The organism is Bradyrhizobium sp. SZCCT0231, from assembly GCF_018130245.1.
Lineage (GTDB): Bacteria > Pseudomonadota > Alphaproteobacteria > Rhizobiales > Xanthobacteraceae > Bradyrhizobium > Bradyrhizobium japonicum_F.
The window spans coordinates 262,558-283,703 of sequence record NZ_JAFCKP010000004.1; the positions used below are offsets into that span (position 1 = coordinate 262,558).

Sequence of the window (21,146 nt, forward strand, 5' to 3'; positions counted from 1 at the left end):
AAGCAGGGTTTTTCGGTCGGGCCGCTTCTACAACGTCGCGCGCTGCTTGTCTCGCCCGACGGGCCCGTACAGGCCGACCCCGGAGGGAACGGGAAGGCGCTGGGACCCGGGTTTCGCTGCGGTCGCCTGGGCCCGCAGATCGGCCAGTTCGGCCCTGGCGGCCCGGGCCTCCGCATCGTTCCGGCGCGCTGCGCGCCGCCAGCGCCGCTGGCCGAACCAGACGGCAGAGCCGCCTGCGAAAACCCCGAGCGCCGCCACCAGGATCAGCAGCAGGAACAGCGGCAACGTCATCGACAGTGACGGGTCGTCGGAAATGAAGGGGTCGAAGGATACCGTGACGAAATGCCGGTTGGCGACGGCAAACGCCACCAGGATCAGGCCCAGCGGAATCACGATCAGCGCGGTCAGGAACTTTCGCATCGCGATCGCTCGTCTTGAATCAAGCTTGCTGCCGCATCATGCGGCCGTTCGGTTAAGCCCGGACGACAGCGGCTACTTTAATCGGGCGCGCCGGGATCCGGATGGTCGCGGTTCAGCCGCTCGCGCATTTCCTTGCCGGTCTTGAAGAACGGAACGCTCTTCTGGTCGACGGGCACATGGGCGCCGGTGCGTGGATTGCGCCCTGCGCGCGCAGGGCGATGCTTGACCGAGAAGGCACCGAAGCCGCGCAGCTCGACGCGGTCGCCGCGTGCAAGCGCCGCTACGATCTCTTCGAGAATCGCATTCACAATGTTCTCGACATCCCGCTGGTACAGATGCGGGTTGTGCTCGGCGATACGCTGAACAAGTTCGGATTTGATCATCGAGAGATAGGACCCGGAAGCGTGCGGATGACCATTTCCGTGAAAATACCGTGATCTGTCAAGACGCTAAATCAAGGTTGAGCGTCGTGAAAATACGTGACAAATGCCAAAAAAGCAGGCTGAGCCGGCACGCGCAAGACGGGAAAAGCTTTCGGAACTCGCCTGTCTCCGGTCAGTTTGACGCGGCCGGCTGCCACAACGCCAGCATTCCATCCATTCCGAGCCGATCGACAGCCTGCGCGACGCCGGTTTGCCCGATCTGATGCGCAATCGAGCCCAAACCCAGCGCTTCCAGCGTCACGGCGGCGGCGGCCTTGAGGAACGGCAGGTCGCCGAAGCGCGGCTGGAGCTTGTAATCGCGCACGGGAAGCCCCTTCTTGACGCTCTTGTGCTCGACCAGCCAGGTCACGGCCGTCTTCTCATCACCGATCTGGTCGACCAGCTTGAGATCGATCGCCTGGCGGCCGGTGAAGACGCGGCCATCGGCGACTTTTTCGAGCTGCGTGTCATCCATGCCACGCCGCTCCTTCACCATTCCCTTGAACCAGGCATAGGAATCCTTCACCAGCGCATCGAGCGCGGCGCGCGCCTCGGGACTGGTCGGCTCAAAACCGTTGGGCGCGGCCTTCAGCGGCGAGGACTTCACCTCCTCGACCTTGACGCCGATGGTCTTCAGCAGCTCGGAGACGTTGGGGTACTGGAACAGCACGCCGATCGATCCGACCAGCGAGCTCTGCTGGGCGATGATGTGATCGCTCGCAATCGCCGTGATGTAGCCCCCGGAGGCAGCGAGCCCCTCGACCACGACGACGAGCGGCTTCTTCGCCTTGAGCCGGACGAGCGAATCGTAGAGCTGCTCGGAGCCGGCGGTGGTGCCGCCCGGCGAGTTGATATGAACGATGACGGCGGCGGCCTGCGAATTCTCAAGCCGCTCCAGCGCCTGCGTGCGATCGGAATCGCTGCGGATCAGTCCATCGATATGAACGCGCGCGATCGAGCCGGCGGCTACGAAGGTGCCGCGCGCTCCGGGCGTCGCAATCAGCGCAAAGCTCGCAATCGCCGCGATCGCGATCAGCGCGGCCATCACACGCCAGAACGTCAGCTTGCGGCGGATCCTGCGGCGATCGACGATGATGTCCGAATCGAGCGACATCGGAATATCTCCAAATGAAAGGCTGGGCGCGTTGTGCCGTCACAGCGTGACCATCGGCTTATCTGGATACATCAATTGCGGCGCAATTTGAAGAAAACAAGGCCTGGGCAGGGTGGAGGCCCGGACGCTGCCACACTCCTCGTCATCCCGGACAAGCGCAGCAAAGCGGAGCGCTGATCCGGGATCCATACCCACAGGATTGAGTTTGGCGAAGACTTGGAGTTACCAGCCCGCACCAAATCGCTCCCTGGGAGTATGGGTCCCGGATCTACGCGCGCTTTGAGCGCGCTTGTCCGGGACGACAGCGGAGTTCGTGGAGGCAACAACAAAAAAGCCCCGGCTCGCGCCGGGGCTTCGATGCAGCGAAACGCGCGTTTCGCTTACTTGTTGTCGCGGTTCTTCAGCGCGGTGCCGAGGATGTCGCCGAGCGTCGCACCCGAATCGGAGGAGCCATACTGCGCGATGGCCTCCTTCTCTTCGGCGACTTCGAGCGCCTTGATCGACACCTGGACCTTGCGGGCCTTCTTGTCGAACTGGATCACGCGGGCATCGACCTTCTCGCCGACGGCGAAGCGTTCGGCGCGCTGGTCGTTGCGGTCACGGGCGAGCTCCGAGCGCTTGATGAAGGTGGTGAAGTCGGTACCGGCGATCTTCACCTCGATACCGCTCTCCTTCACTTCGAGCACTTCGCAGGTCACGACCGCGCCCTTCTTGACATCGCCCGGCTCGGCGAAGGGGTCGCCTTCGAGCTGCTTGATGCCGAGAGAGATGCGCTCCTTCTCGACGTCCACATCGAGCACCACGGCCTTCACCATGTCGCCCTTCTTGTAGTTGTCGATCACCTGCTCGCCCGGAAGCTTCCAGTCGAGATCGGAGAGATGGACCATGCCGTCGACGTCGCCCTCGAGACCCAGGAACAGACCGAACTCGGTCTTGTTCTTGACCTCGCCCTCGACCACCGAACCGGTCGGGTGACCTTCGACGAAGACCTCCCAGGGGTTGCGCATGGTCTGCTTGAGGCCGAGCGAGATGCGGCGCTTGACGGAATCGACTTCCAGCACCTGCACGTCGACTTCCTGCGAAGTCGAGACGATCTTGCCGGGGTGCATGTTCTTCTTGGTCCACGACATCTCGGAGACGTGGATCAGGCCTTCGATGCCCGGCTCGAGCTCGACGAACGCACCGTAGTCGGTGATGTTGGTGACGCGGCCGGTGAAGCGGGCACCCAGCGGGTACTTGGCTTCGATGCCCTGCCACGGATCGTCCAGCAGCTGCTTCATGCCCAGCGAGATGCGGTGCGTCTCGTGGTTGATCTTGATGATCTTGACCTTCACGGTCTGGCCGATCGAGAGCACCTCGGTCGGATGGTTGACGCGGCGCCACGCGATGTCGGTGACGTGCAAGAGGCCGTCGATGCCGCCGAGGTCAACGAACGCACCGTAATCGGTGATGTTCTTGACCACGCCGTCGATGACCTGACCCTCTTCGAGGTTCTGCACCAGCTCCTGGCGCTGCTCGGCGCGGGTCTCTTCGAGAACCGTGCGGCGGGACACCACGATGTTGCCGCGGCGGCGGTCCATCTTGAGGATCTGGAACGGCTGCGAGTTGTTCATCAGCGGCGCAACGTCGCGGATCGGACGGATGTCGACCTGCGAGCGCGGCAGGAAGGCCACGGCACCGTCGAGGTCGACGGTGAAGCCGCCCTTGACCTGGTTGAAGATGACGCCGTTGACCTTCTCGTTGTTCTGGAACGCCTTCTCGAGCTTGCCCCAGCTCTCTTCGCGGCGCGCCTTGTCGCGCGACAGCACGGCTTCACCGAGGGCGTTTTCGATGCGATCGAGGAACACTTCCACCTCGTCGCCGACCTTGAGGTCGCTCTCACGGCCGGGGCCGGAAAATTCGCGCAGGGCGACGCGGCCCTCGGTCTTCAGGCCGACGTCGATGACGGCCATGTCCTTTTCAATTGCAACCACCTTGCCCTTGACGACGGAGCTTTCCTGCAGGTTGCCACCTGCGAAGGACTCGTCGAGCATCGCGGCGAAATCGTCGCGCGAGGGGCTATAGGTATCAGCAGAAATCGAAGCCATTTGTTCTCCAGTTGCGGATGTCTTGCCGGCCGTTGGGTTCATGGGCGCATCGCACACGCAGTGTCGGAAGGTCCGCAAGACCTTCGAGCGACCGCTCGCTGCTCCGGCTTTGCAGCGGAACAGCGGAAGCGGGCCGGCTGAGGCCCGCGCGTTCGATACGTGGAAATGTTATGTCCGGAGCCTGGATCGCGTCGGCCCCGAAACGAGGGGGCCGAAGATATCGACATCAAAGAGGCGGGAGCGGGCGCTTCCTCCAATGACGGCTGCGGCTTAACCCCGCAACCGGCCCGCTCGGACGGCCTCGATAATGTCGATGGCGGCCCGGACGCCGCCTTCTATATCGAGTTGGGAGTTATCTAGCAAGTAAGCATCCGGGGCCGGTTTCAAAGGCGCAATCGGCCGGTTCTTGTCGCGTTCGTCGCGCCGGATGATGTCGGCGAGCACGGCGGCCTCATCGGCCTCCTCGCCCCTTGCCCTAGCCTCCATGGTCCGGCGGCGGGCACGAACCTTGGGGTCGGCGACGACGAAGATCTTCACGTCGGCATGGGGACAGATCACGGTTCCAATGTCCCGACCGTCCAGCACGGCTCCGGGCGGGTCGGCGGCGAATTGCCGCTGGAAATTGACCAGGACCTCGCGAACCCTGGGGATGGCCGAAACGATCGAGGCGCCCTCGCCGGCCTCCTGGGTCTTCAGCGCGGGATTGCCGAACTTTTCGGGATCGAGCTCCAAGGCGGCCTGCACCGCGGCCGCCTCGTCCCTGAGATCATGGCCGGACTGCATCAACTCGTAGGCCACCGCGCGATAGATCACGCCGGTATCGAGATGACGATAGCCGTAATGGTGGGCGAGACGCTTGCCGAGCGTCCCCTTGCCCGAAGCCGCGGGCCCGTCGATGGCGATGATCATGTTACTCAAACCTTGGCTGTCTGTGGCCCGCGCGCTCGTCGCAATGGCCGCTCTTCCGTAAAAATGTTGCGAGACGCGAACTCCGCGGGGCTCGCAAAAGTGAGATATTCGCGCATCGCGTCGGACGGCGATGACGTCGTGAACCATGGCTCGGCAAGGCGCCGCGCAGGATCGCAGACCCACGCCGGCACCCGACCAAGACGACGTTGCTTGGCCAGATACTCGGCGATCGCACCGACCAGAGCGTCGAGCCGATCGTCCTGCGTCAGCGCCGGCTCGTCCTCGATCGTCTCGTATTGAGCGCGGGCGGTCCCTGCCAGATCGAACGTGTCCACGAATTCGGCCAGGACCGCGTCCCGCGGCGCGCCGGCCCGAATGCGATCGACGGCTTCAGCGAGGGTATTCGGGCGCATCCGCTCCTCCCCCGAGATCCATGTTCTTCAGCAAGAAGCGTTGCTTCTCCGAGGATGCCGCGCTGACGGGAAAATACCGGCCAAGCAGAGCGATGGCTTCCTCTGCGGTCGAGATTCCAACTACTTTCATCAAGTTCAAAATATCCAGCCGTTCCGTCTCCCCTCGAACGGGATCCGTAATGCGGAACGCCTTCAATTTCAGTGCCAGAAGATATTCAGCGGACGGCACCCAAACCTCAAGCCCCGGCGGCGTGCCATCGCGCGGGAAGGTCCCAAATTCCAGATGATCCGCGGCGCGGTCGGCGAGTGGGCTGAGATGAAATACGACGTGGTCGTTGAACCAGTCGGCACCCCATCCATTCCTTGCGGCAATATCTGCCGTTGTTCTTTCCAGCCAATCCGGCAGCGGACGCTCGAGCTTCGAGACGTCGACATCTTCGGTCGCGAAGCGGAAATTGAGGGCCGAGCCGCCATAGACCGCGATCTGAAGCTTTGTTCCGGCGTCGGCCGCAGCACGGCCGATCGAATCGAAAGCGTCCAGCAAGGCGTCACGATCGAAGGCTACGCTCATAGCCGCGGCCTCATGAAAACTCGGCTCCTAGCGAGCGCATCATCGGAATGAAGTCCGGAAAACTGGTGGCGATGAAGCCGGTGTCGTCGACGGTCACGGGCTGGTCGGAGGCACAGCCCATCACCAGCGCGGACATCGCGATGCGATGGTCCATGTGGGTGGCGACGGTGCCGCCGCCGGGGACATGGCCGCGGCCCTCGACGATCAGATCGTCGCCGGAGACCCCGACCTCGACGCCGTTGACGCGGAGCATGGCGGCGGTGGCCTCCAGGCGATCGGATTCCTTGACGCGCAGCTCCTGCAGGCCGTGCATGATGGTCGTGCCTTCGGCGAAGGATGCCGCCACCGCCAGCACCAGATATTCGTCGATCATCGAGGGCGCGCGCTCCGGCGGCACCTCGACGCCGCGCAGCTTTGAGGCGCGCACGCGCAAGCGCGCCATCGGCTCGCCGGCATCGCCCCGCACTTCGCTCTCCTCGATGAAAGCGCCCATTTCGCGCAGCGTCGTGAAAAGGCCCGTGCGCAGCGGATTGGTCATGACGTCAGACAGCACGACATCGGAGCCCTCGACGATCAGCGCCGCGACGATTGGGAAGGCCGCCGACGAGGGATCGGCGGGCACCACGACATTGGCGCCATGCAGCTCGGGCTGGCCCACCAGCGTGATGCGGCGGCCGTGCTGACCTTCCTGCACCGAGGTGATATCCGCACCAAAATGCTTCAGCATCAGCTCGGTATGGTCGCGGCTGGCCTCGGTCTCGATGACAGTGGTGACGCCCGGGGCAGCCAGGCCCGCCAGCAACACGGCCGATTTGATCTGGGCCGACGCGACCGGGGTCTTGTAGGCGATCGGCAGCGGATCGCGTGCACCCTGGAGCGTCAGCGGCAGACGCCCGCCCTCGCCGCCGGAGATGACCTTCGCGCCCATCTTTTCGAGCGGATCGAGGATCCGGCGCATGGGACGGCTGCGCAGCGAGGCGTCGCCGTCGAACACCGCCGAGATCGGGCAACCGGCGACGGCGCCCATGACCAGCCGGCAGCCGGTGCCGGAATTGCCGAAATCGAGCGGCGCCTTGGGCTGGGCGAAGCCCCCAACGCCGACGCCGTTCACTTTCCAGGCGAAATCGCCGGTCCGCTCGACCCTGGCGCCGAGTGCCTGCATGGATTTGGCGGTGTTGAGGACGTCCTCGCCCTCGAGCAGGCCCGAAATCCCGGTCTCGCCGACGGCAAGCGCGCCCAGGATGAGCGCGCGGTGGGAGATCGACTTGTCCCCGGGCACCCGTACTTTCCCGGTCAGGGGACCGCTGGCGCGAGACTGGAGCGGCCTCGGTTGGTCGGAATGGGTCAAGATTGTGTCCTTGAATAGGCCCTGTGGGCTGGCGCGCAGGTACCACATGGTCTGGCCCCCGTCACGGGCATGTCGTTCTCCCGTAATGCGCTATTGACAGCGGGCCGCCAACTAGCCAAGTGAAACACCGCTTTTCAGACATTCCCAGGATTCCTGCCGTGGCCAAGTCCGAACTCGGAACCAAACGTATTTGCCCGACCACGGGCAAGAAGTTCTACGACCTCAACAAGAATCCGGTGATCTCGCCCTACACCGGCGAAGTGGTGCCGATCGCCCCGGTGGCGCCCGCTCGCGTCCCCCGCGGCGCCGAAGCCCGGCACGCCGCGACAGCGGATACCGCGCCGGAGCCGGCAGAGGTCGAAGAGGTGTCGCTCGAGGAGGCCGATGCCGAGGAGAACACCGGCAAGGTCAAGGCCGTCGTCCCCGAATCCGAGGACGATATCGAGGTCGATGAGACCCTCGACGACGATGATGACGATGATTCGACCTTCATTGCCGACGAGGAAGAGGGCGATGAGGACGTGACAGACATCATTGGTGATGTCGGAGGTGATGAAGAGACTTGAGATCAGCCCTGATCTGTGAAAAAGGGTGCACCGCGCGAGTCGCCTAGGCTCGCCGGCCGGGACGGATCCCCCAGGATCCTCCCAACTGGAAGACTAAGGGGCCATAGCTCAGCTGGGAGAGCGCTTGCATGGCATGCAAGAGGTCGGCGGTTCGATCCCGCCTGGCTCCACCAGCCTTCGCGAGCTTCGGCTGGGCAAGCCAGCCCTGCTCTCTCGTAGCGAAGTGAGCGAAGGCTGTCCCGCCATAGCCCGAAGGGCGACGGCGGACTCTATCCAAGATCCACCTACAAGCCCCGGACTGGCTCCAACCTGCTATCCTGCCCTCTGGGAGGAAGCAGAATGAAATACGTCTATATCCTCGAAAGTCTCGATTCCGAACACTTCTACGTCGGCATCACCGACGATCTGCGGGGCCGCTTGGCGAAGCATAATGCCGGCGAGGTGCCGCACACGTCGAAATATGGGCCTTGGCGAATTCGGACCTATTTCGCGTTCGATGATGCCACGCGTGCTGTCGCGTTCGAGCGATACCTGAAATCGGGCTCAGGGCGCGCTTTCGCGAAGAGGCACTTTTGATCGCGTGATCCCCCTACTCCCCAATCACCGCATTCAGCCGATCGCGTAGCGCCACGATCTCGTCCTTCATCGCGACCAGCTCCGATACTGAGCAGTCCGATGCCGCCAGGATCGACTGCGGCACGCTGCGCGCTTTCTCCTTCAGCGCATGGCCCTGCGGCGTCAGCGCGATCAGCACCTGACGCTCGTCCTCGCTCGAGCGGGTGCGCTTGACGAGATGGGCGGCCTCGAGCCGCTTGAGCAGCGGCGTCAGCGTGCCCGAATCCAGGAACAGCTTCTCGCCGATCTCCTTGACCGGCACGTCGTCGTGCTCCCACAGCACCAGCATCACCAGATATTGCGGATAGGTCAGGCCGAGCCGATCGAGCAGCGGCTTGTAGACGCGGTTGAAGGCATGTGTGGCGGAATAGACCGCGAAGCAGATCTGGTTGTCGAGGCGAAGCGGGTCCACCGCCGATGATTTCCGGGCCATAGAGAACCTCACGGGTTTTTCCCATTCTGGGGCCGACCGGGGAAACATTCAATTGCGAACAATTAAATGTGAGGCATGCATATTTCGATTGCGTACAATCTAATTGTCTGCAATAAAGATCGCACCCCAACCCGGAAAGACCCGAGGAGACGAAAATGTCCGTGAACGTCCTCTACAAGACCAGCGCAAAGGCCACCGGCGGCCGCGACGGCCATGCCGCGACGCTCGACGGCGCGCTCGACGTCAAGCTCACCACGCCGAAGGAGCTCGGCGGCGGGGGCGGCGCCGGCAACAATCCCGAGCAGCTGTTCGCGGCCGGCTACGCCGCCTGCTTCATCGGTGCGATGAAGTTCGTGGCCTCGCAAGGCGGCCCGAAGGTGCCCGCCGACGCCTCCGTCACCTCGACCGTCGGCATCGGCCCGCGCTCCGAAGGCGGCTTCGGCCTCGACATCGACCTCGCCGTCTCGCTGCCGGGCCTTGCCCGCGCGGAGGCCGAGGCGCTGGTCGCGAAGGCGCACCAGGTGTGCCCGTACTCCAATGCCACGCGCGGCAATGTCGACGTTCGCCTGACGGTCGTCTGATCGAAACGGCGGATTGGCTGGCCCGGGATCCCCCTCGGGCCGGCCGCTTCCGCTTGATTTCCCACCTCGCGGGAAGGCCGCACAGCGGCGCATACGGCCCCCCGCGAGGGCCCATTGCTGGCGCAAACAAACCTCGCTAGGCCTGTGATCCGAAGATCGACACAGGGGAAGCGAAGGCATGACTGAAGCCGTTTTGGGCGCAATGAGCGGACTGCGCGTCATCGATCTCACGCGCGTGCTCGGCGGTCCCTACTGCACCCAGATCCTCGCCGACCACGGCGCCGACGTGATCAAGGTCGAGCCGCCCGCGGGCGACGAGGTGCGCGAATGGGGCCCTCCCTTCCACGAGGAGGACGCGGCCTATTTCGTCGGCATCAACCGCAACAAGCGCTCGATCGGGCTCGACCTCGCTTCCGAGGGCGGCCGCATCGTGCTGCTGAAGATGCTGGAGACGGCCGACGTCCTGATCGAGAACTTCAAGCCGGGCACGCTGGAGAAATGGGGCATCGGCAACGAGAGCTTGCGCGAAAAATTCCCGCGCCTCGTGCATTGCCGGATCTGCGGCTTCGGCGCCGACGGCCCGCGCGGCGGCAATCCCGGCTATGACGCCATCATCCAGGCCATGACCGGCATGATCGCGGCGACCGGCTCGCCCGAGAGCGGGCCGATGCGGATCGGCGTGCCCTTGGTCGACATCACCACCGGGCTTTATGCCGCGATCGGCATCCTGATGGCGCTCTCGGAGCGGCAGCGGTCGGGCAAGGGCCAGTTCCTGGAGACCACGCTGTACGAGACCGGCCTTGCCATCATGCATCCGCACACCGCGAATTATTTCATGCATGGCAAGCCGCCGAGCCTCACCGGCAACGAGCATCCGAACCTCGTGCCTTATGCGATCTTCCCGACCAAGACCGACAACATCTTCATCGGCGTCGGCAATGACGGCACCTTCCGCAAGCTGGCGAAAGAGATCGGCAAGGCCGAGCTCGGCACCGACCCGCGCTTTGCCCGCAACAAGGACCGCATCGCCAATCGCGAGGCGCTGCGCGCCGAGCTGGCCGCGGTGTTCAGCCAGCACGAGGCCGAGCCGCTGTGCAACCGCCTGCTCGCAGCGGGCCTGCCCGCAGGGCCCGTGCAGAAGATCGACCAGGCGTTGACCAACCCGCACACGATCTACCGCGGCGATATTATCGAGAAGGACTGGTACAAGGGCGTCGCCTCGCCGATCCGGCTCGACCGCAGCAAGCCCAGCCTGCGCCGGCTGCCGCCGAAATTCAGCCAGCACGCCGCGGAGGTGCTGGGCGAGTTCGGCTACTCCAAGGCCGAGATCGACGCGATGGTCGAAAAGGGCACCGTCTGCGGCCCCGAGCGCAAGCGCTAGGGCGCCGCACCTTCACAGCCACCAATGCCGCACTGCGGCGCGTGCACGCCTGTGCAGCGCGAACGGATGCGGCTGTCGCTGCGCATTCGCCTATTTTCCGGCTTTCCTTTTCCAGCGCTTGCCGCTTTCGTTTCGGCCGCTTACACAGTCATGTGAACGTCATATGGCGCTGCTAGCGCAAGCGCTTCTTTAGTGACGGGCAAGGGAGGTTTTCTTGATGGCTCTTCGACATTTTGGCGCGGCTGCTGCTGTCGCACTCACGGTTGGTCTCGGCGCCTCGCCGGCGCTCGCCGTCACCGAAATCCAGTGGTGGCACGCGATGACCGGCGCCAACAACGACGTCATCGTCAAGCTCGCCAACGACTTCAACGGCGCGCAGAGCGACTACAAGGTGATCCCGACCTACAAGGGCAACTACGCCGACACGATGAACGCCGGCATCGCCGCGTTCCGTGCCGGCAATGCGCCGCACATCATGCAGGTGTTCGAGGTCGGCACCGCCACCATGATGGCCGCGACCGGCGCCGTGAAGCCGGTCTACAAGCTGATGGCCGAGACCGGCGAGAAGTTCGATCCGAAGGCCTATCTGCCCGCGATCACCGGCTACTATTCGACCTCGAAGGGCGAGATGCTGTCCTTCCCCTTCAACTCGTCGTCGACCGTGATGTGGGTCAACCTCGATGAGCTGAAGAAGGCCAACGTCGCGATCCCGAAGACCTGGCCTGAAGTGTTCGACGCCGCCAAGAAGCTGAAGGCGGCCGGGCACGCCACCTGCGGCTTTTCCAACTCCTGGGTCACCTGGGTCAATCTCGAGCAGCTCTCCGCCTGGCACAACGTACCGCTGGCGACGAAGGCCAACGGCCTCGACGGCTTCGACACCGTGCTCTCCTTCAACGGACCGCTCCAGGTCAAGCATCTCGAAAACCTGGTCGAGCTCCAGAAGGACAAGACCTACGACTATGCCGGCCGCACCAACACCGGCGAAGGCCGCTTCACCTCAGGCGAATGCCCGCTCTACCTGACCTCGTCGGCGTTCTTCGGCAACGTCAAGGCGCAGGCCAAGTTCGCCTTCACCGCAGTGCCGATGCCCTATTATCCGGACGCCAAGGGCGCACCGCAGAACTCGATCATCGGCGGTGCCTCGCTCTGGGTGATGGGCGGCAAGTCGGCCGAGGAGTACAAGGGCGTCGCAAAATTCCTGACCTTCCTCTCGGACACCGATCGCCAGGTCTACATCCACAAGGCCTCCGGCTATCTGCCGATCACCAAGGCGGCGTATGAGAAGGCCAAGGCCGAGGGCTTCTACAAGGACCAGCCCTATCTCGAGACGCCGCTGCTCGAGCTGACCAACAAGGAGCCGACCGAGAATTCGCGCGGCCTGCGCCTCGGCAACATGGTGCAGCTCCGTGACGTCTGGGCGGAAGAGATCGAGCAGGCGCTGGCCGGCAAGAAGACCGCCAAGCAGGCGCTGGACGCGGCCGTCGAGCGCGGCAACACCATGCTGCGCCAGTTCGAAAAGACCGCCGTGAAGTAAGGCGACAAGCGGCAGGCCGGTCGACCGGCCTGCCGCCCCCCGCGGGCATCATGCAAAAGCAAGCCATTTTCCAGTCGAAGCTGTTGCCCTATGCGCTGGTTGCGCCGCAGCTCGCGATCGTCCTGATATTCTTCTACTGGCCGGCCCTGCAGGCGGTGATCCAGTCCTTCCTGCTCCAGGACGCCTTCGGCCTGTCGACCAGCTTCGTCTGGTTCGACAACTATCTCGAGCTGTTCAGTGAGCGCGCCTATTTCGAGGCGATCCTGCGCACCTTCTTCTTCTCGTTCGCGATCGCGGTGTCGTCGCTGTCGTTTGCGCTGCTGCTCGCCGTGATGGCGGACAAGCCGCTGCGCGGCTCGATGCTCTACCGCACGCTGCTGATCTGGCCCTATGCGGTGGCGCCGCCGGTCGTCGGCGTGCTCTGGATCTTCATGCTGCACCCCTCGCTCGGCGTGCTCTCGCGCTACCTGCGGGCGCTGGGCATCGACTGGAATCCGCTGCTCGACGGCGACCAGGCCGCGGCGCTGATCATCCTCGCCGCCGCCTGGAAGCAGATCTCCTACAACTTCCTGTTCTTCCTCGCCGGCCTGCAGAGCATCCCCCGAAGCGTGCTCGAGGCCGCCGCGATCGACGGCGCGCGCCCGATGCGGCGGTTCTGGACCGTGACCTTCCCGCTGCTGTCGCCGACCATCTTCTTCCTCCTGGTCGTCAACATCGTCTACGCCTTCTTCGACACCTTCGGCATCATCGACACCATGACGCGCGGCGGTCCCGGCAAGTCGACGGAAACGCTGGTCTACAAGGTCTATTCCGACGGCCTGCTCGGCGGCAATCTCGGCAGCTCGGCGGCGCAGTCGGTGATCCTGATGATCATGGTGATCGTGCTGACGGGCATCCAGTTCCGCTTCGTCGAACGCAAGGTGACCTACTGATGGTCGAGGAAGAGGGCTTTCGGCGCTACGTCGCCCACATCATCCTCTGGATCGGGATCGCGATCGTCGCGTTTCCCGTCTACATCGCGATCGTCGCCTCGACCCAGGACAACGCGCTGATCGCGAACGGGCAGATGTCGCTGCTGCCCGGCGGTCATTTCTTCCAGACCTACTACCAGACCATCTTCGTCGGCACGAGCGGCTCGACCCGGGAGCCGGTCGGCAACATGATGCTGAACTCGCTGATAACGGCGCTCTTGATCGCCGTCGGCAAGATCGCGATCTCGATCATCTCGGCCTATGCCATCGTGTATTTCCGCTTCCCGTTCCGGATGCCGATCTTCTGGCTCATCTTCATCACCCTGATGCTGCCGGTCGAGGTGCGCATCTATCCGACCTACAAGATCGTCGCCGATCTGCACATGCTCGACAGCTATGCCGGCCTGTCGCTGCCGCTGATCGCATCGGCCACCGCGACGCTGCTGTTCCGCCAATTCTTCATGACCGTGCCGGACGAATTGCTGGAGGCCTCACGCATCGACGGCGCCGGTCCGTTGCGCTTCTTCTGGGATACGCTCGTGCCGCTGTCGCGCACCAACATGGCGGCGCTGTTCGTGATCCTGTTCATCCTCGGCTGGAATCAATATCTCTGGCCGCTGCTGATCACCACGCGCGACGACATGCAGACCATCCAGATCGGCATCCGCAAGATGATCACCACCACCGACGCGCTGACCGAATGGCCGATCGTGATGGCAACCGCCGTGCTGGCCATGCTGCCGCCGGTGTTCGTCGTCGTCGCCATGCAGAAGCTGTTCGTGCGCGGCCTGGTCGAGACGGAAAAATGAGAGAGCGAATCGTGAGTAGCGAATGGCGAATGGAAGATAGCGCCATCGCCTCCTTGCCTTCCCTATTCACCACTCCCCATTCGCTATTCGCTGGAAAAACCCATGGCTAACGTCACCCTGCGCAAGGTCCGCAAAACTTATCCCGGCGGCTTCGAGGCCATCAAAGGCGTCGACGTCGATGTCGGCGACGGACAGTTCTGCGTGCTGGTCGGGCCAAGCGGCTGCGGCAAGTCCACGCTGCTGCGCATGGTCGCAGGACTGGAGACGGTCACCGGCGGCGAGATCGACATCGGCGGCCGAATCGTCAACCAGATCGAGCCCGCCGACCGCGACATCGCGATGGTGTTCCAGAACTACGCGCTCTATCCGCATATGAGCGTCTACAACAACATGGCCTATGGCCTGCGCAACCGCGGCATGGCGGAGGCCGAGATCAAGACCCGCGTGGAAGAAGCCGCGCGCGTGCTCGAGCTGTCCGCGATGCTGGAGCGCAAGCCGCGCCAGCTCTCCGGCGGCCAGCGCCAGCGCGTCGCCATGGGCCGCGCCATCGTGCGCCAGCCGAAGGTGTTCCTGTTCGACGAGCCGCTCTCCAACCTCGACGCCAAGCTGCGCATCGCGATGCGGGTCGAGATCCGCAAATTGCAGCGCCGGCTCAACACGACGTCGATCTACGTCACCCACGACCAGCTCGAGGCGATGACGCTCGCCGACATTCTCGTCGTGATGAATGGCGGCGAGGTCGAGCAGGTCGGCAATCCGCTGGATATCTACGAGAAGCCGGCGACGACCTTCGTCGCCTCCTTCATCGGCGCGCCGCCGATGAATTTGATGTCGACGCGGCCCGAGGAGATCCGCTCGCAGCTCGCCGGCAGCGCTGCGGTCGACGCCGGCATCCTCGGCATCCGCCCGGAAGATTTCGTCATCACCGACGAGACGCCCGCCGGCGGCGTCGCCTTGCCGCTCACCGTGGAGGCGATCGAGCGCGTCGGCGCCGAAACCTTCGTCTACGGCTCGCGCCAGCAGGAGGACCAGCGGGTCGCCGCCACGCCCGGCGAGCTGCCGCCCGGCGAGGTCATCGTCCGCATTCCCGGAACCGAGGCCCCCGCCATCGGCGCGAAAATCCGCGTCGCGGCGGTGCGGGCGAAGCTGCATCTGTTCAGCGGCGACGGGCGACAGCGGATCGAGGCCTGACCGGGTCCGTAAGGAGCTCAATCAAAACCGCGAAAACAACCCCATGCACAGTAGAAGGGGGCTTGTTTTCGTTGGGATAAATCGTCCGCAGATTCGGCCGGGACAACCCCCGGGCCAGACGCTCCGGAAACAGCTTGGCGATGATCGGGACTGACCGCGACGGACATGCCCCATCCACAGCCCCCCGGGCTACGTCCTTGAACCTACACGGGGATATGCCCATATTGCTGACCAAGGGGTGCCGCTCGCGGGCCCTGAAACACCAAAGTCGCTTCTGCGAGGACTTTGTAAACTATGTCTCGTGTTCCAACGCTCTCCAGTCCCTTCCTGCTGGGCTTCGACGAGATCGAGCGCGTGCTCGACCGTGTCGTCAAAGGCGCCGACGGCTACCCTCCCTACAATATCGAGAGGTGCGACCGCACGGACGGCCAGCCCGAGCGTTTGCGCATCACGCTGGCGGTTGCCGGATTCACCCGCGACCAACTCGATGTAACCATTGAGGAAAACCAGCTCGTGATCCGCGGGCGGCAGCAGGACGACAAGACCCGGCAATACATCCATCGCGGCATCGCCGCGCGCCACTTCCAGCGCACTTTCGTGCTGGCGGAGGGGATGCTGGTGCTGGGTGCGGATCTGAAGAACGGGCTGTTGTCGATCGATCTTGCCCGGCCTGAACCGGAGCGGATCGTTAAGACAATCGCTATCAATGAGCACGAATAATGGAACGAGTAGCGGACTCGACCGCTTAGTGTTCCAGAGGAGTCGAGACCATGAGTGAAGGTCACGTTGCGTTCGAATACGAAGCCAAGAACGTCTCTCCCGAGACGCTGGCAACCCTGGGCGAAGGCCATATCGCCTATGTGAAGCAGATCCGCTCCGAGGACGTGCCGGACCTGTTTCCCGAGGCGCCCAAGATTGCGCCGGGCCTCAAGCTGTTCGCGCTCCACGCCGCCGACGGCACGCCGATCATGCTGACCGACAGCCGCGAAGCCGCGGTCGCCAACGCCTGGAGCAACGAGCTGCAAGCGGTGAGCGTGCACTGAGCGCGCACGCGTCGCACGAATAGGGTTTCAAACGGGCACGCCTTCACGCGAAGGCGTGCCCGTTTTCATTTGAGAGGTGATGTTTTCGCGTCGGTATTGTGAGCCAGCGGGTCCGCGCAAAGCGCGGCCCACAGCAGGAATTCGGTGATGCCCCTGCCCGCGTGCGGGGCGGCGTTGGCTAGTGCGCGCACGCAGGGCTTAGGGTGCACCATGCGGCGGCATTGGCGGAGGGCTCCCTCCCCCGCTTGCGGGGGAGGGTTGGGGAGAGGGTGTCTCCGCGTTGGGGATGTTGAGAATTTGCCGAGCATGTCCCTGCGCGGCGAGAGCCCTCACCCGCCGCGCTCTGCGAGCGCGTCGGCCTCTCCCGCAAGCGGGAGAGGCGGAGCAAGCCAGCAGCAATCCCCTTGAAGGCATATGCGCTGCCCTGCCGCGCAGGAGACCGTCATCAATCCGTGATTTGACATTTCGATCGTATTTGTCAAATCTGACAAAATGCAGGCCAAGGCCCCTCCCCAGGACCGTATCCTCGACGCCGCCTTGCGCGTGTTCCGGCGCCACGGCTTCCGCCGCTCCTCGATCGAGCAGGCGGCGGAGGAAGCCGGACTGACGCGGCAGGCGCTCTATCATCACTTCGCCTCCAAGGAGGCGCTGTTTCGCGCCGTGCTCGAGCGGATCTACGAGCAGGGGCTCGCTGCCGAAATCGCGGCAGCGAAGGCGGCGGAAGAAGCGGGCCTCGAGCTTGCCGACATCCTGGTCGCCGAGATCGGCGCGCGAATGCAGTCGCTGCTCGCTTCGCTCAAGGACTCGCCCCATACCGAGGAGCTGTTTTCCGAGCACCTCGCGCAGGCGCGCGACCTCTACCAGAGCTATTCCAATCGTTTCGCCGACGAGATCGCAACCACGATCGCGCGGGTGTGCCGCAAGCGAAAGCTCACGCTCGAAAGCGGCGTCAGCGTGCGCGAGCTCGCGCGCTGCGTCGAGATGGCGATCCACGGCACCAAATCCGCTTTCCCTTCCATGCAGCCGGTCGACGCGTTCCTGAAACAGCTCGAGACCATGCTGCGCATGCTGATCGCCGGCGCGATGGCGCCGTCCGGAAAGAAGTCCCACCGCAAAACGGGAGTTCGAAAATGACCACCACGACCATCAATGGACGGCCTCTGGTGCTACCCGACGATCCGGATGCGCTCTTGATCGACGTGATCCGCGATGGCGGCCTCACCGGCACCAAACTCGTCTGCGGCTCCGGCGTCTGCGGCGCCTGCACCGTGCTGCTCGACGGCACGCCCGTCGTGAGCTGCCTGTTGCCGGCGCAGGCGGCCGCCGACAAATCGCTGACGACCATCGAGGGCGTCGGAGCAGCCGGATTGCATCCGGTGCAGAAGGCGTTCATGGCGCACGACGCCCTGCAATGCGGCTTCTGCACGCCCGGCTTCGTCGTCGAAGCCACCGCCTTCCATGACAGCTGGCGCGCGACCAAGGGCGCGGCGACACCCTCGCGCGAGGAGATCGCCGCCGCGCTATCGGGACATCTCTGCCGCTGCGGCGCCTATGAAGGCATCTATCGCGCCGTCGCCGAAGCATGCTCGGGCCGCTTCGACGGCAACGATCCCATCGCGCCGCGACTGGAAGCCCGCGACAAGGTGACGGGACTGGCCCGCTACACAGTCGACATCCACCATGACGGCCAGCTCGAAGGCGTCATCCTGCGCGCGCACGTCGCGCATGCGAGGATCACCGGGCTTGATCTGGCGCCGGCGCGCGCCATTGCCGGTGTTGCCGCGGTCGTTCCGCTGCTCGACGACGACAACATGGTGCGCTTCGTCGGCGCGCCGATTGCAGCCGTCGCGGCCAAGGATCGCCGCACCGCACTGAAGGCAATTGCCGCGATCAGCTTCAAGCCCGAGCCTTTGCCCGCGGTGATCGGGCTCGATGCAGCGCGACGCGACGATGCACCAGTCGTGTTCGAAAAGAAGGACCGCAAGCGTGCCGGCAACGTGTCCGAAGGCGCCGGCGGCGCTCCGGTGTCGTGGAAGGGCAACGTGCGCGGGCCTTCGGCGCCGTTCTCGCAAAAAGCCAAGCAGGCCAAGAGCTGGCTTGACGAGGCGCGTCAGCAACGCAATCCGCTGCTGGTCGAGGAAACCTTCCGCGTCTCGACGCAACAGCACGCAAGCCTCGAACCACATGCCGCCGTGGCCAGGTTCGATGGCGATCAGCTCACCGTGCACATCTCGACCCAGGCCATTCACGAGAGCATGGAGAAGATCGCCAAGCGTTATGGCCTTCCGCACCACAAGGTGCGGGTGATCGCCGATCATGTCGGCGGCGGGTTCGGATCCAAGGGCAGCGTTGGGCTGGAGACCATCGCCGCAATCGAGCTTGCGCGCGCCGCGAAGGCGCCGGTGCGTGTCGCCTTCGATCGTGAAGAGGAGCTTTCCGTCGCCGGCTATCGTCCGGCCGCCGAGCTGAAGCTGTCCTTGCTGCCTTCGGCGGAAGGCCGCCTCAAGGCGCTGTCGCTCACCGCCCATGCCGATACCGGCGCCGCCGTGAACTCGCTGATCGCCGGCCTGGCGCGGCTGATCTATCCGGCCGAAGCAAAAGAGCTCGTCGACTTCGACGTGCTCAGCAATTTGCCGCCCGGCGCGCCGTTCCGCGGCCCCGGCGGTCCGCCGATGTCGTTTGCGCTGGAGCAGGCGGTCGACGAAGCGGCGCTGCGCATGAAGATCGATCCGATTCACCTGCGCAAGCTCTGGGACCCCGATCCCAACCGACAGCGGCTGTACGACTGGGCTGCCGGCCTCGACGTCTGGAAAAGCCGCACGCCGGCCGCCTCGCAGACCGGCCGCTACCGGCGCGGCGTCGGCGTCGCCACCGGCTACTGGCTCTATCTCTGGCAGACCGGCTCCTCGGTCGAACTCGCGGTTGAGGGCGGGCGTATCGTCGCAAGCTGCGCGGTACAGGATATCGGCACGGGCACGCGCAGCGTGATCGCGAACACCGTCGCGAAGGCGTTCGATCTCGATCCGCAGGATGTGGAAGTTCGCATCGGCCGCTCCAACCTGCCGCCCGGACCGGGCTCCGGCGGCAGCCGTGTCACCGCTTCGGTGGTGCCGCCGACCTTGCTCGCCATCGACAAGCTGAAAGCGGAAATCAAGCGCACCGCGTCTCGCACACCTGCTCCGGGCTCGAACGCGCCGTGGCGTGAGATGATCGCGGCTTCTCCCGACATCGCCGTGTCGGCGAGACGCCAGGAGGACGGCAAGCCGCCGCCCGGCGTCAGGCCCGCGCTGCACGAGGCGGGCATCATGGGCCGGGTGTTCGGTTGGGTGCTGCGTCTGATGAACCACATGGTGGTCGGCGCCGGCGTGCCGAGCTCGGTGCAGGTGATGGAGGTCGAAGTCGATACCTGGCTCGGCCATGTGCGCGTGCTCAACGCCTATACGGGCCTCGCGATCGGCAAGCTCGCCGCGCCGACGCTGGCGCGAAGCCAGGCCGCGGGCGCGGTGATCCAGGGCATCGGCTACGCACTCTATGAGTCGCGGGAGACCGATCCTTCGAGCGGCCACATCCTGAGCGGCAGCATGGAGGATTACCGCATTCCGGGGATTGCCGACATGCCGAAACTGGAAGTGCATTTCGACGAGGCCGGTTTCGAGCATGTGCCGGGCGGCAGCGTTGGCATCGGCGAAGTCGCCACCGTGCCGACCTCGCCCGCGATCGCCAACGCCATCCGCGATGCGATCGGCGTGAGACTGACCGAAATTCCGTTCCGGCCCGATCGTCTGGTGGCCGCGCTGAAAGGGAGGGATGCAGCATGAGTGTCGCCGTCATGACCGCCAGTCCCATGCCTGAATTCCGCGCTGGAGGCACCGACTTCAGCGAACGCCGCCGCAGCGGCGTGTCACAGGGAATGCTGATCGATATTTCGGCCACCGGCGACAAGACGATCATCTGGGACGCCGACGGAGCAGCCCAGATCGGCGCGCTGACCACCATCGCCACGATCGCGACCGACGCGCGCATCGCCGCTGCCTATCCCGGTATTGCGGCGAGCGCGCAAGGGCTGGCCACGCCACAGGTGCGCCAGGTTGCAACGCTCGGCGGCAATCTCGCGCAGCGTTCGCGCTGCTGGTATTTCCGCAGGGCCGACATCGATTGCCTGAAGAAGGGCGGCGGCACCTGCCCTGCCCGCTCGGGCAATCATCTCTATGGCGTTGCCTTCGATCTCGGCCCGTGCGTCGCGCCTCATCCCTCGACCATGGCGGCGGCTCTGCTCGCCTATGATGCGACCATCACCACGGACCGGCGCAGCGGATTGACGATTGCCGGCCTGCTCGGCGACGGCTCGGTCGCGCACGCCGATCATACACTCGCAGCAGGCGAGATGATCCAGAGCATTGCGCTTCCTGCTCCGCTCGAGGGCGAGCGCGCTTCCTACAAGCGGGCGATCAGCCGGACCTATGCGGAATGGCCGCTGGTGGAACTCTGCGCCCGCGTCGTGATCGCCGGCGGCAAGTTCCAGCTCGTGCGTCTCGCTGCAGGCGGCGTCGCGCCCGTGCCGCTTCGCCTCACCGCCGCGGAAGTCCAGCTCAGTGGCAAGATTGCCAATGCGGCATCGATCGCAGAAGCGGCGAAAGTGGCGAGCTCGGGTGCCAAACCATTGCCGATGACGGCCTACAAGCTCGATCTTCTGCAAGGGCTGGTGCGCGACGTGCTGGAGCGGCTTTCGAACTAACTA

At 64.6% G+C, this 21,146-nt stretch carries 22 protein-coding genes and 1 tRNA gene; 14 read left to right on the forward strand and 9 right to left on the reverse strand.

Annotation, left to right across the window (positions count from 1 at the left end):
- Window positions 1–27 precede the first annotated feature (27 nt).
- From JQ566_RS14160 to aroA, 8 genes are all read right to left on the reverse strand, one after another.
- Window positions 28–420 carry a lipopolysaccharide assembly protein LapA domain-containing protein gene (locus tag JQ566_RS14160; protein WP_212372836.1) on the reverse strand — a complete coding sequence of 131 codons (393 nt, stop codon included), beginning with the start codon at window positions 418–420 and terminating at the stop codon, window positions 28–30.
- A 77-nt stretch (window positions 421–497) separates the two neighbouring features.
- Complete coding sequence (locus JQ566_RS14165; protein ID WP_007598410.1) at window positions 498–803, reverse strand: integration host factor subunit beta; 306 nt, start codon at window positions 801–803, stop codon at window positions 498–500.
- Window positions 804–975: 172 nt separating this feature from the next.
- A complete protein-coding gene (gene sppA, locus JQ566_RS14170) occupies window positions 976–1,956 on the reverse strand; it encodes a signal peptide peptidase SppA (protein WP_212372837.1) in 981 nt (326 codons plus the stop codon).
- 380 nt (window positions 1,957–2,336) lie between these two features.
- Window positions 2,337–4,043 carry a 30S ribosomal protein S1 gene (gene rpsA / locus JQ566_RS14175; RefSeq protein ID WP_212372838.1) on the reverse strand — a complete coding sequence of 569 codons (1,707 nt, stop codon included), beginning with the start codon at window positions 4,041–4,043 and terminating at the stop codon, window positions 2,337–2,339.
- Between the two features lie 270 nt (window positions 4,044–4,313).
- Window positions 4,314–4,952 (reverse strand): (d)CMP kinase, encoded by a 639-nt coding sequence (gene cmk, locus JQ566_RS14180; protein WP_212372839.1) that lies wholly within the window; start codon window positions 4,950–4,952, stop codon window positions 4,314–4,316.
- 5 nt (window positions 4,953–4,957) lie between these two features.
- Window positions 4,958–5,365 (reverse strand): hypothetical protein, encoded by a 408-nt coding sequence (locus JQ566_RS14185; protein ID WP_212372840.1) that lies wholly within the window; start codon window positions 5,363–5,365, stop codon window positions 4,958–4,960.
- Window positions 5,343–5,936: a hypothetical protein gene (locus JQ566_RS14190; protein WP_212372841.1), complete on the reverse strand. Its 594-nt coding sequence runs from the start codon at window positions 5,934–5,936 to the stop codon at window positions 5,343–5,345. The genes JQ566_RS14185 and JQ566_RS14190 overlap by 23 nt, the downstream gene beginning before the upstream one ends.
- 10 nt (window positions 5,937–5,946) lie before the next feature.
- Window positions 5,947–7,284 carry a 3-phosphoshikimate 1-carboxyvinyltransferase gene (gene aroA, locus JQ566_RS14195; RefSeq protein ID WP_212372842.1) on the reverse strand — a complete coding sequence of 446 codons (1,338 nt, stop codon included), beginning with the start codon at window positions 7,282–7,284 and terminating at the stop codon, window positions 5,947–5,949.
- A 158-nt stretch (window positions 7,285–7,442) separates the two neighbouring features.
- Here aroA and JQ566_RS14200 point away from each other — a divergent pair, with 158 nt between their 5' ends.
- The 3 genes from JQ566_RS14200 to JQ566_RS14210 all read left to right on the forward strand — a co-directional run bounded on the left by JQ566_RS14200 (window position 7,443) and on the right by JQ566_RS14210 (window position 8,426).
- A complete protein-coding gene (locus tag JQ566_RS14200) occupies window positions 7,443–7,850 on the forward strand; it encodes a TIGR02300 family protein (protein WP_212372843.1) in 408 nt (135 codons plus the stop codon).
- Between the two features lie 97 nt (window positions 7,851–7,947).
- Window positions 7,948–8,023 (forward strand) — tRNA-Ala (locus JQ566_RS14205).
- A gap of 166 nt (window positions 8,024–8,189) precedes the next feature.
- On the forward strand, window positions 8,190–8,426 hold the full coding sequence (locus JQ566_RS14210; protein ID WP_212372844.1) for a GIY-YIG nuclease family protein: 237 nt from the start codon (window positions 8,190–8,192) through the stop codon (window positions 8,424–8,426).
- A gap of 13 nt (window positions 8,427–8,439) precedes the next feature.
- On the opposite strand, the gene JQ566_RS14215 is transcribed toward JQ566_RS14210, so the two are convergent.
- Window positions 8,440–8,898, reverse strand: a complete 459-nt coding sequence (locus tag JQ566_RS14215) for a MarR family winged helix-turn-helix transcriptional regulator (protein WP_212372845.1) — start codon at window positions 8,896–8,898, stop codon at window positions 8,440–8,442.
- A gap of 155 nt (window positions 8,899–9,053) precedes the next feature.
- Here JQ566_RS14215 and JQ566_RS14220 point away from each other — a divergent pair, with 155 nt between their 5' ends.
- The 11 genes from JQ566_RS14220 (at window position 9,054) to JQ566_RS14270 (ending at window position 21,143) form a co-directional block, all read left to right on the forward strand.
- On the forward strand, window positions 9,054–9,479 hold the full coding sequence (locus tag JQ566_RS14220; RefSeq protein WP_018645071.1) for an organic hydroperoxide resistance protein: 426 nt from the start codon (window positions 9,054–9,056) through the stop codon (window positions 9,477–9,479).
- Between the two features lie 178 nt (window positions 9,480–9,657).
- A complete protein-coding gene (locus JQ566_RS14225) occupies window positions 9,658–10,860 on the forward strand; it encodes a CaiB/BaiF CoA transferase family protein (RefSeq protein ID WP_212372846.1) in 1,203 nt (400 codons plus the stop codon).
- Window positions 10,861–11,077: 217 nt separating this feature from the next.
- Complete coding sequence (gene ugpB, locus JQ566_RS14230; RefSeq protein ID WP_212372847.1) at window positions 11,078–12,394, forward strand: sn-glycerol-3-phosphate ABC transporter substrate-binding protein UgpB; 1,317 nt, start codon at window positions 11,078–11,080, stop codon at window positions 12,392–12,394.
- Window positions 12,395–12,444: 50 nt separating this feature from the next.
- Entirely contained in the window at window positions 12,445–13,326 is an 882-nt protein-coding gene (gene ugpA / locus JQ566_RS14235; RefSeq protein ID WP_212372848.1) for a sn-glycerol-3-phosphate ABC transporter permease UgpA, read from the forward strand.
- Window positions 13,326–14,174, forward strand: a complete 849-nt coding sequence (gene ugpE, locus JQ566_RS14240) for a sn-glycerol-3-phosphate ABC transporter permease UgpE (RefSeq protein ID WP_212372849.1) — start codon at window positions 13,326–13,328, stop codon at window positions 14,172–14,174. Before ugpA ends, ugpE begins: the two co-directional genes overlap by 1 nt.
- A 102-nt stretch (window positions 14,175–14,276) precedes the next feature.
- The gene (locus JQ566_RS14245; RefSeq protein WP_212372850.1) at window positions 14,277–15,365 is read left to right on the forward strand and encodes a sn-glycerol-3-phosphate import ATP-binding protein UgpC; all 1,089 of its coding nucleotides are present in this window, start codon (window positions 14,277–14,279) and stop codon (window positions 15,363–15,365) included.
- A 294-nt stretch (window positions 15,366–15,659) separates the two neighbouring features.
- A complete protein-coding gene (locus JQ566_RS14250; protein WP_024338612.1) occupies window positions 15,660–16,085 on the forward strand; it encodes an Hsp20 family protein in 426 nt (141 codons plus the stop codon).
- A 50-nt stretch (window positions 16,086–16,135) separates the two neighbouring features.
- Window positions 16,136–16,408: a BQ00720 family protein gene (locus JQ566_RS14255; protein WP_018645064.1), complete on the forward strand. Its 273-nt coding sequence runs from the start codon at window positions 16,136–16,138 to the stop codon at window positions 16,406–16,408.
- Between the two features lie 492 nt (window positions 16,409–16,900).
- A complete protein-coding gene (locus JQ566_RS14260; RefSeq protein ID WP_212372851.1) occupies window positions 16,901–17,542 on the forward strand; it encodes a TetR/AcrR family transcriptional regulator in 642 nt (213 codons plus the stop codon).
- Window positions 17,539–20,226 carry a molybdopterin-dependent oxidoreductase gene (locus tag JQ566_RS14265; protein ID WP_212372852.1) on the forward strand — a complete coding sequence of 896 codons (2,688 nt, stop codon included), beginning with the start codon at window positions 17,539–17,541 and terminating at the stop codon, window positions 20,224–20,226. Before JQ566_RS14260 ends, JQ566_RS14265 begins: the two co-directional genes overlap by 4 nt.
- Complete coding sequence (locus JQ566_RS14270; protein WP_212372853.1) at window positions 20,223–21,143, forward strand: FAD binding domain-containing protein; 921 nt, start codon at window positions 20,223–20,225, stop codon at window positions 21,141–21,143. Before JQ566_RS14265 ends, JQ566_RS14270 begins: the two co-directional genes overlap by 4 nt.
- Window positions 21,144–21,146: the final 3 nt, after the last annotated feature.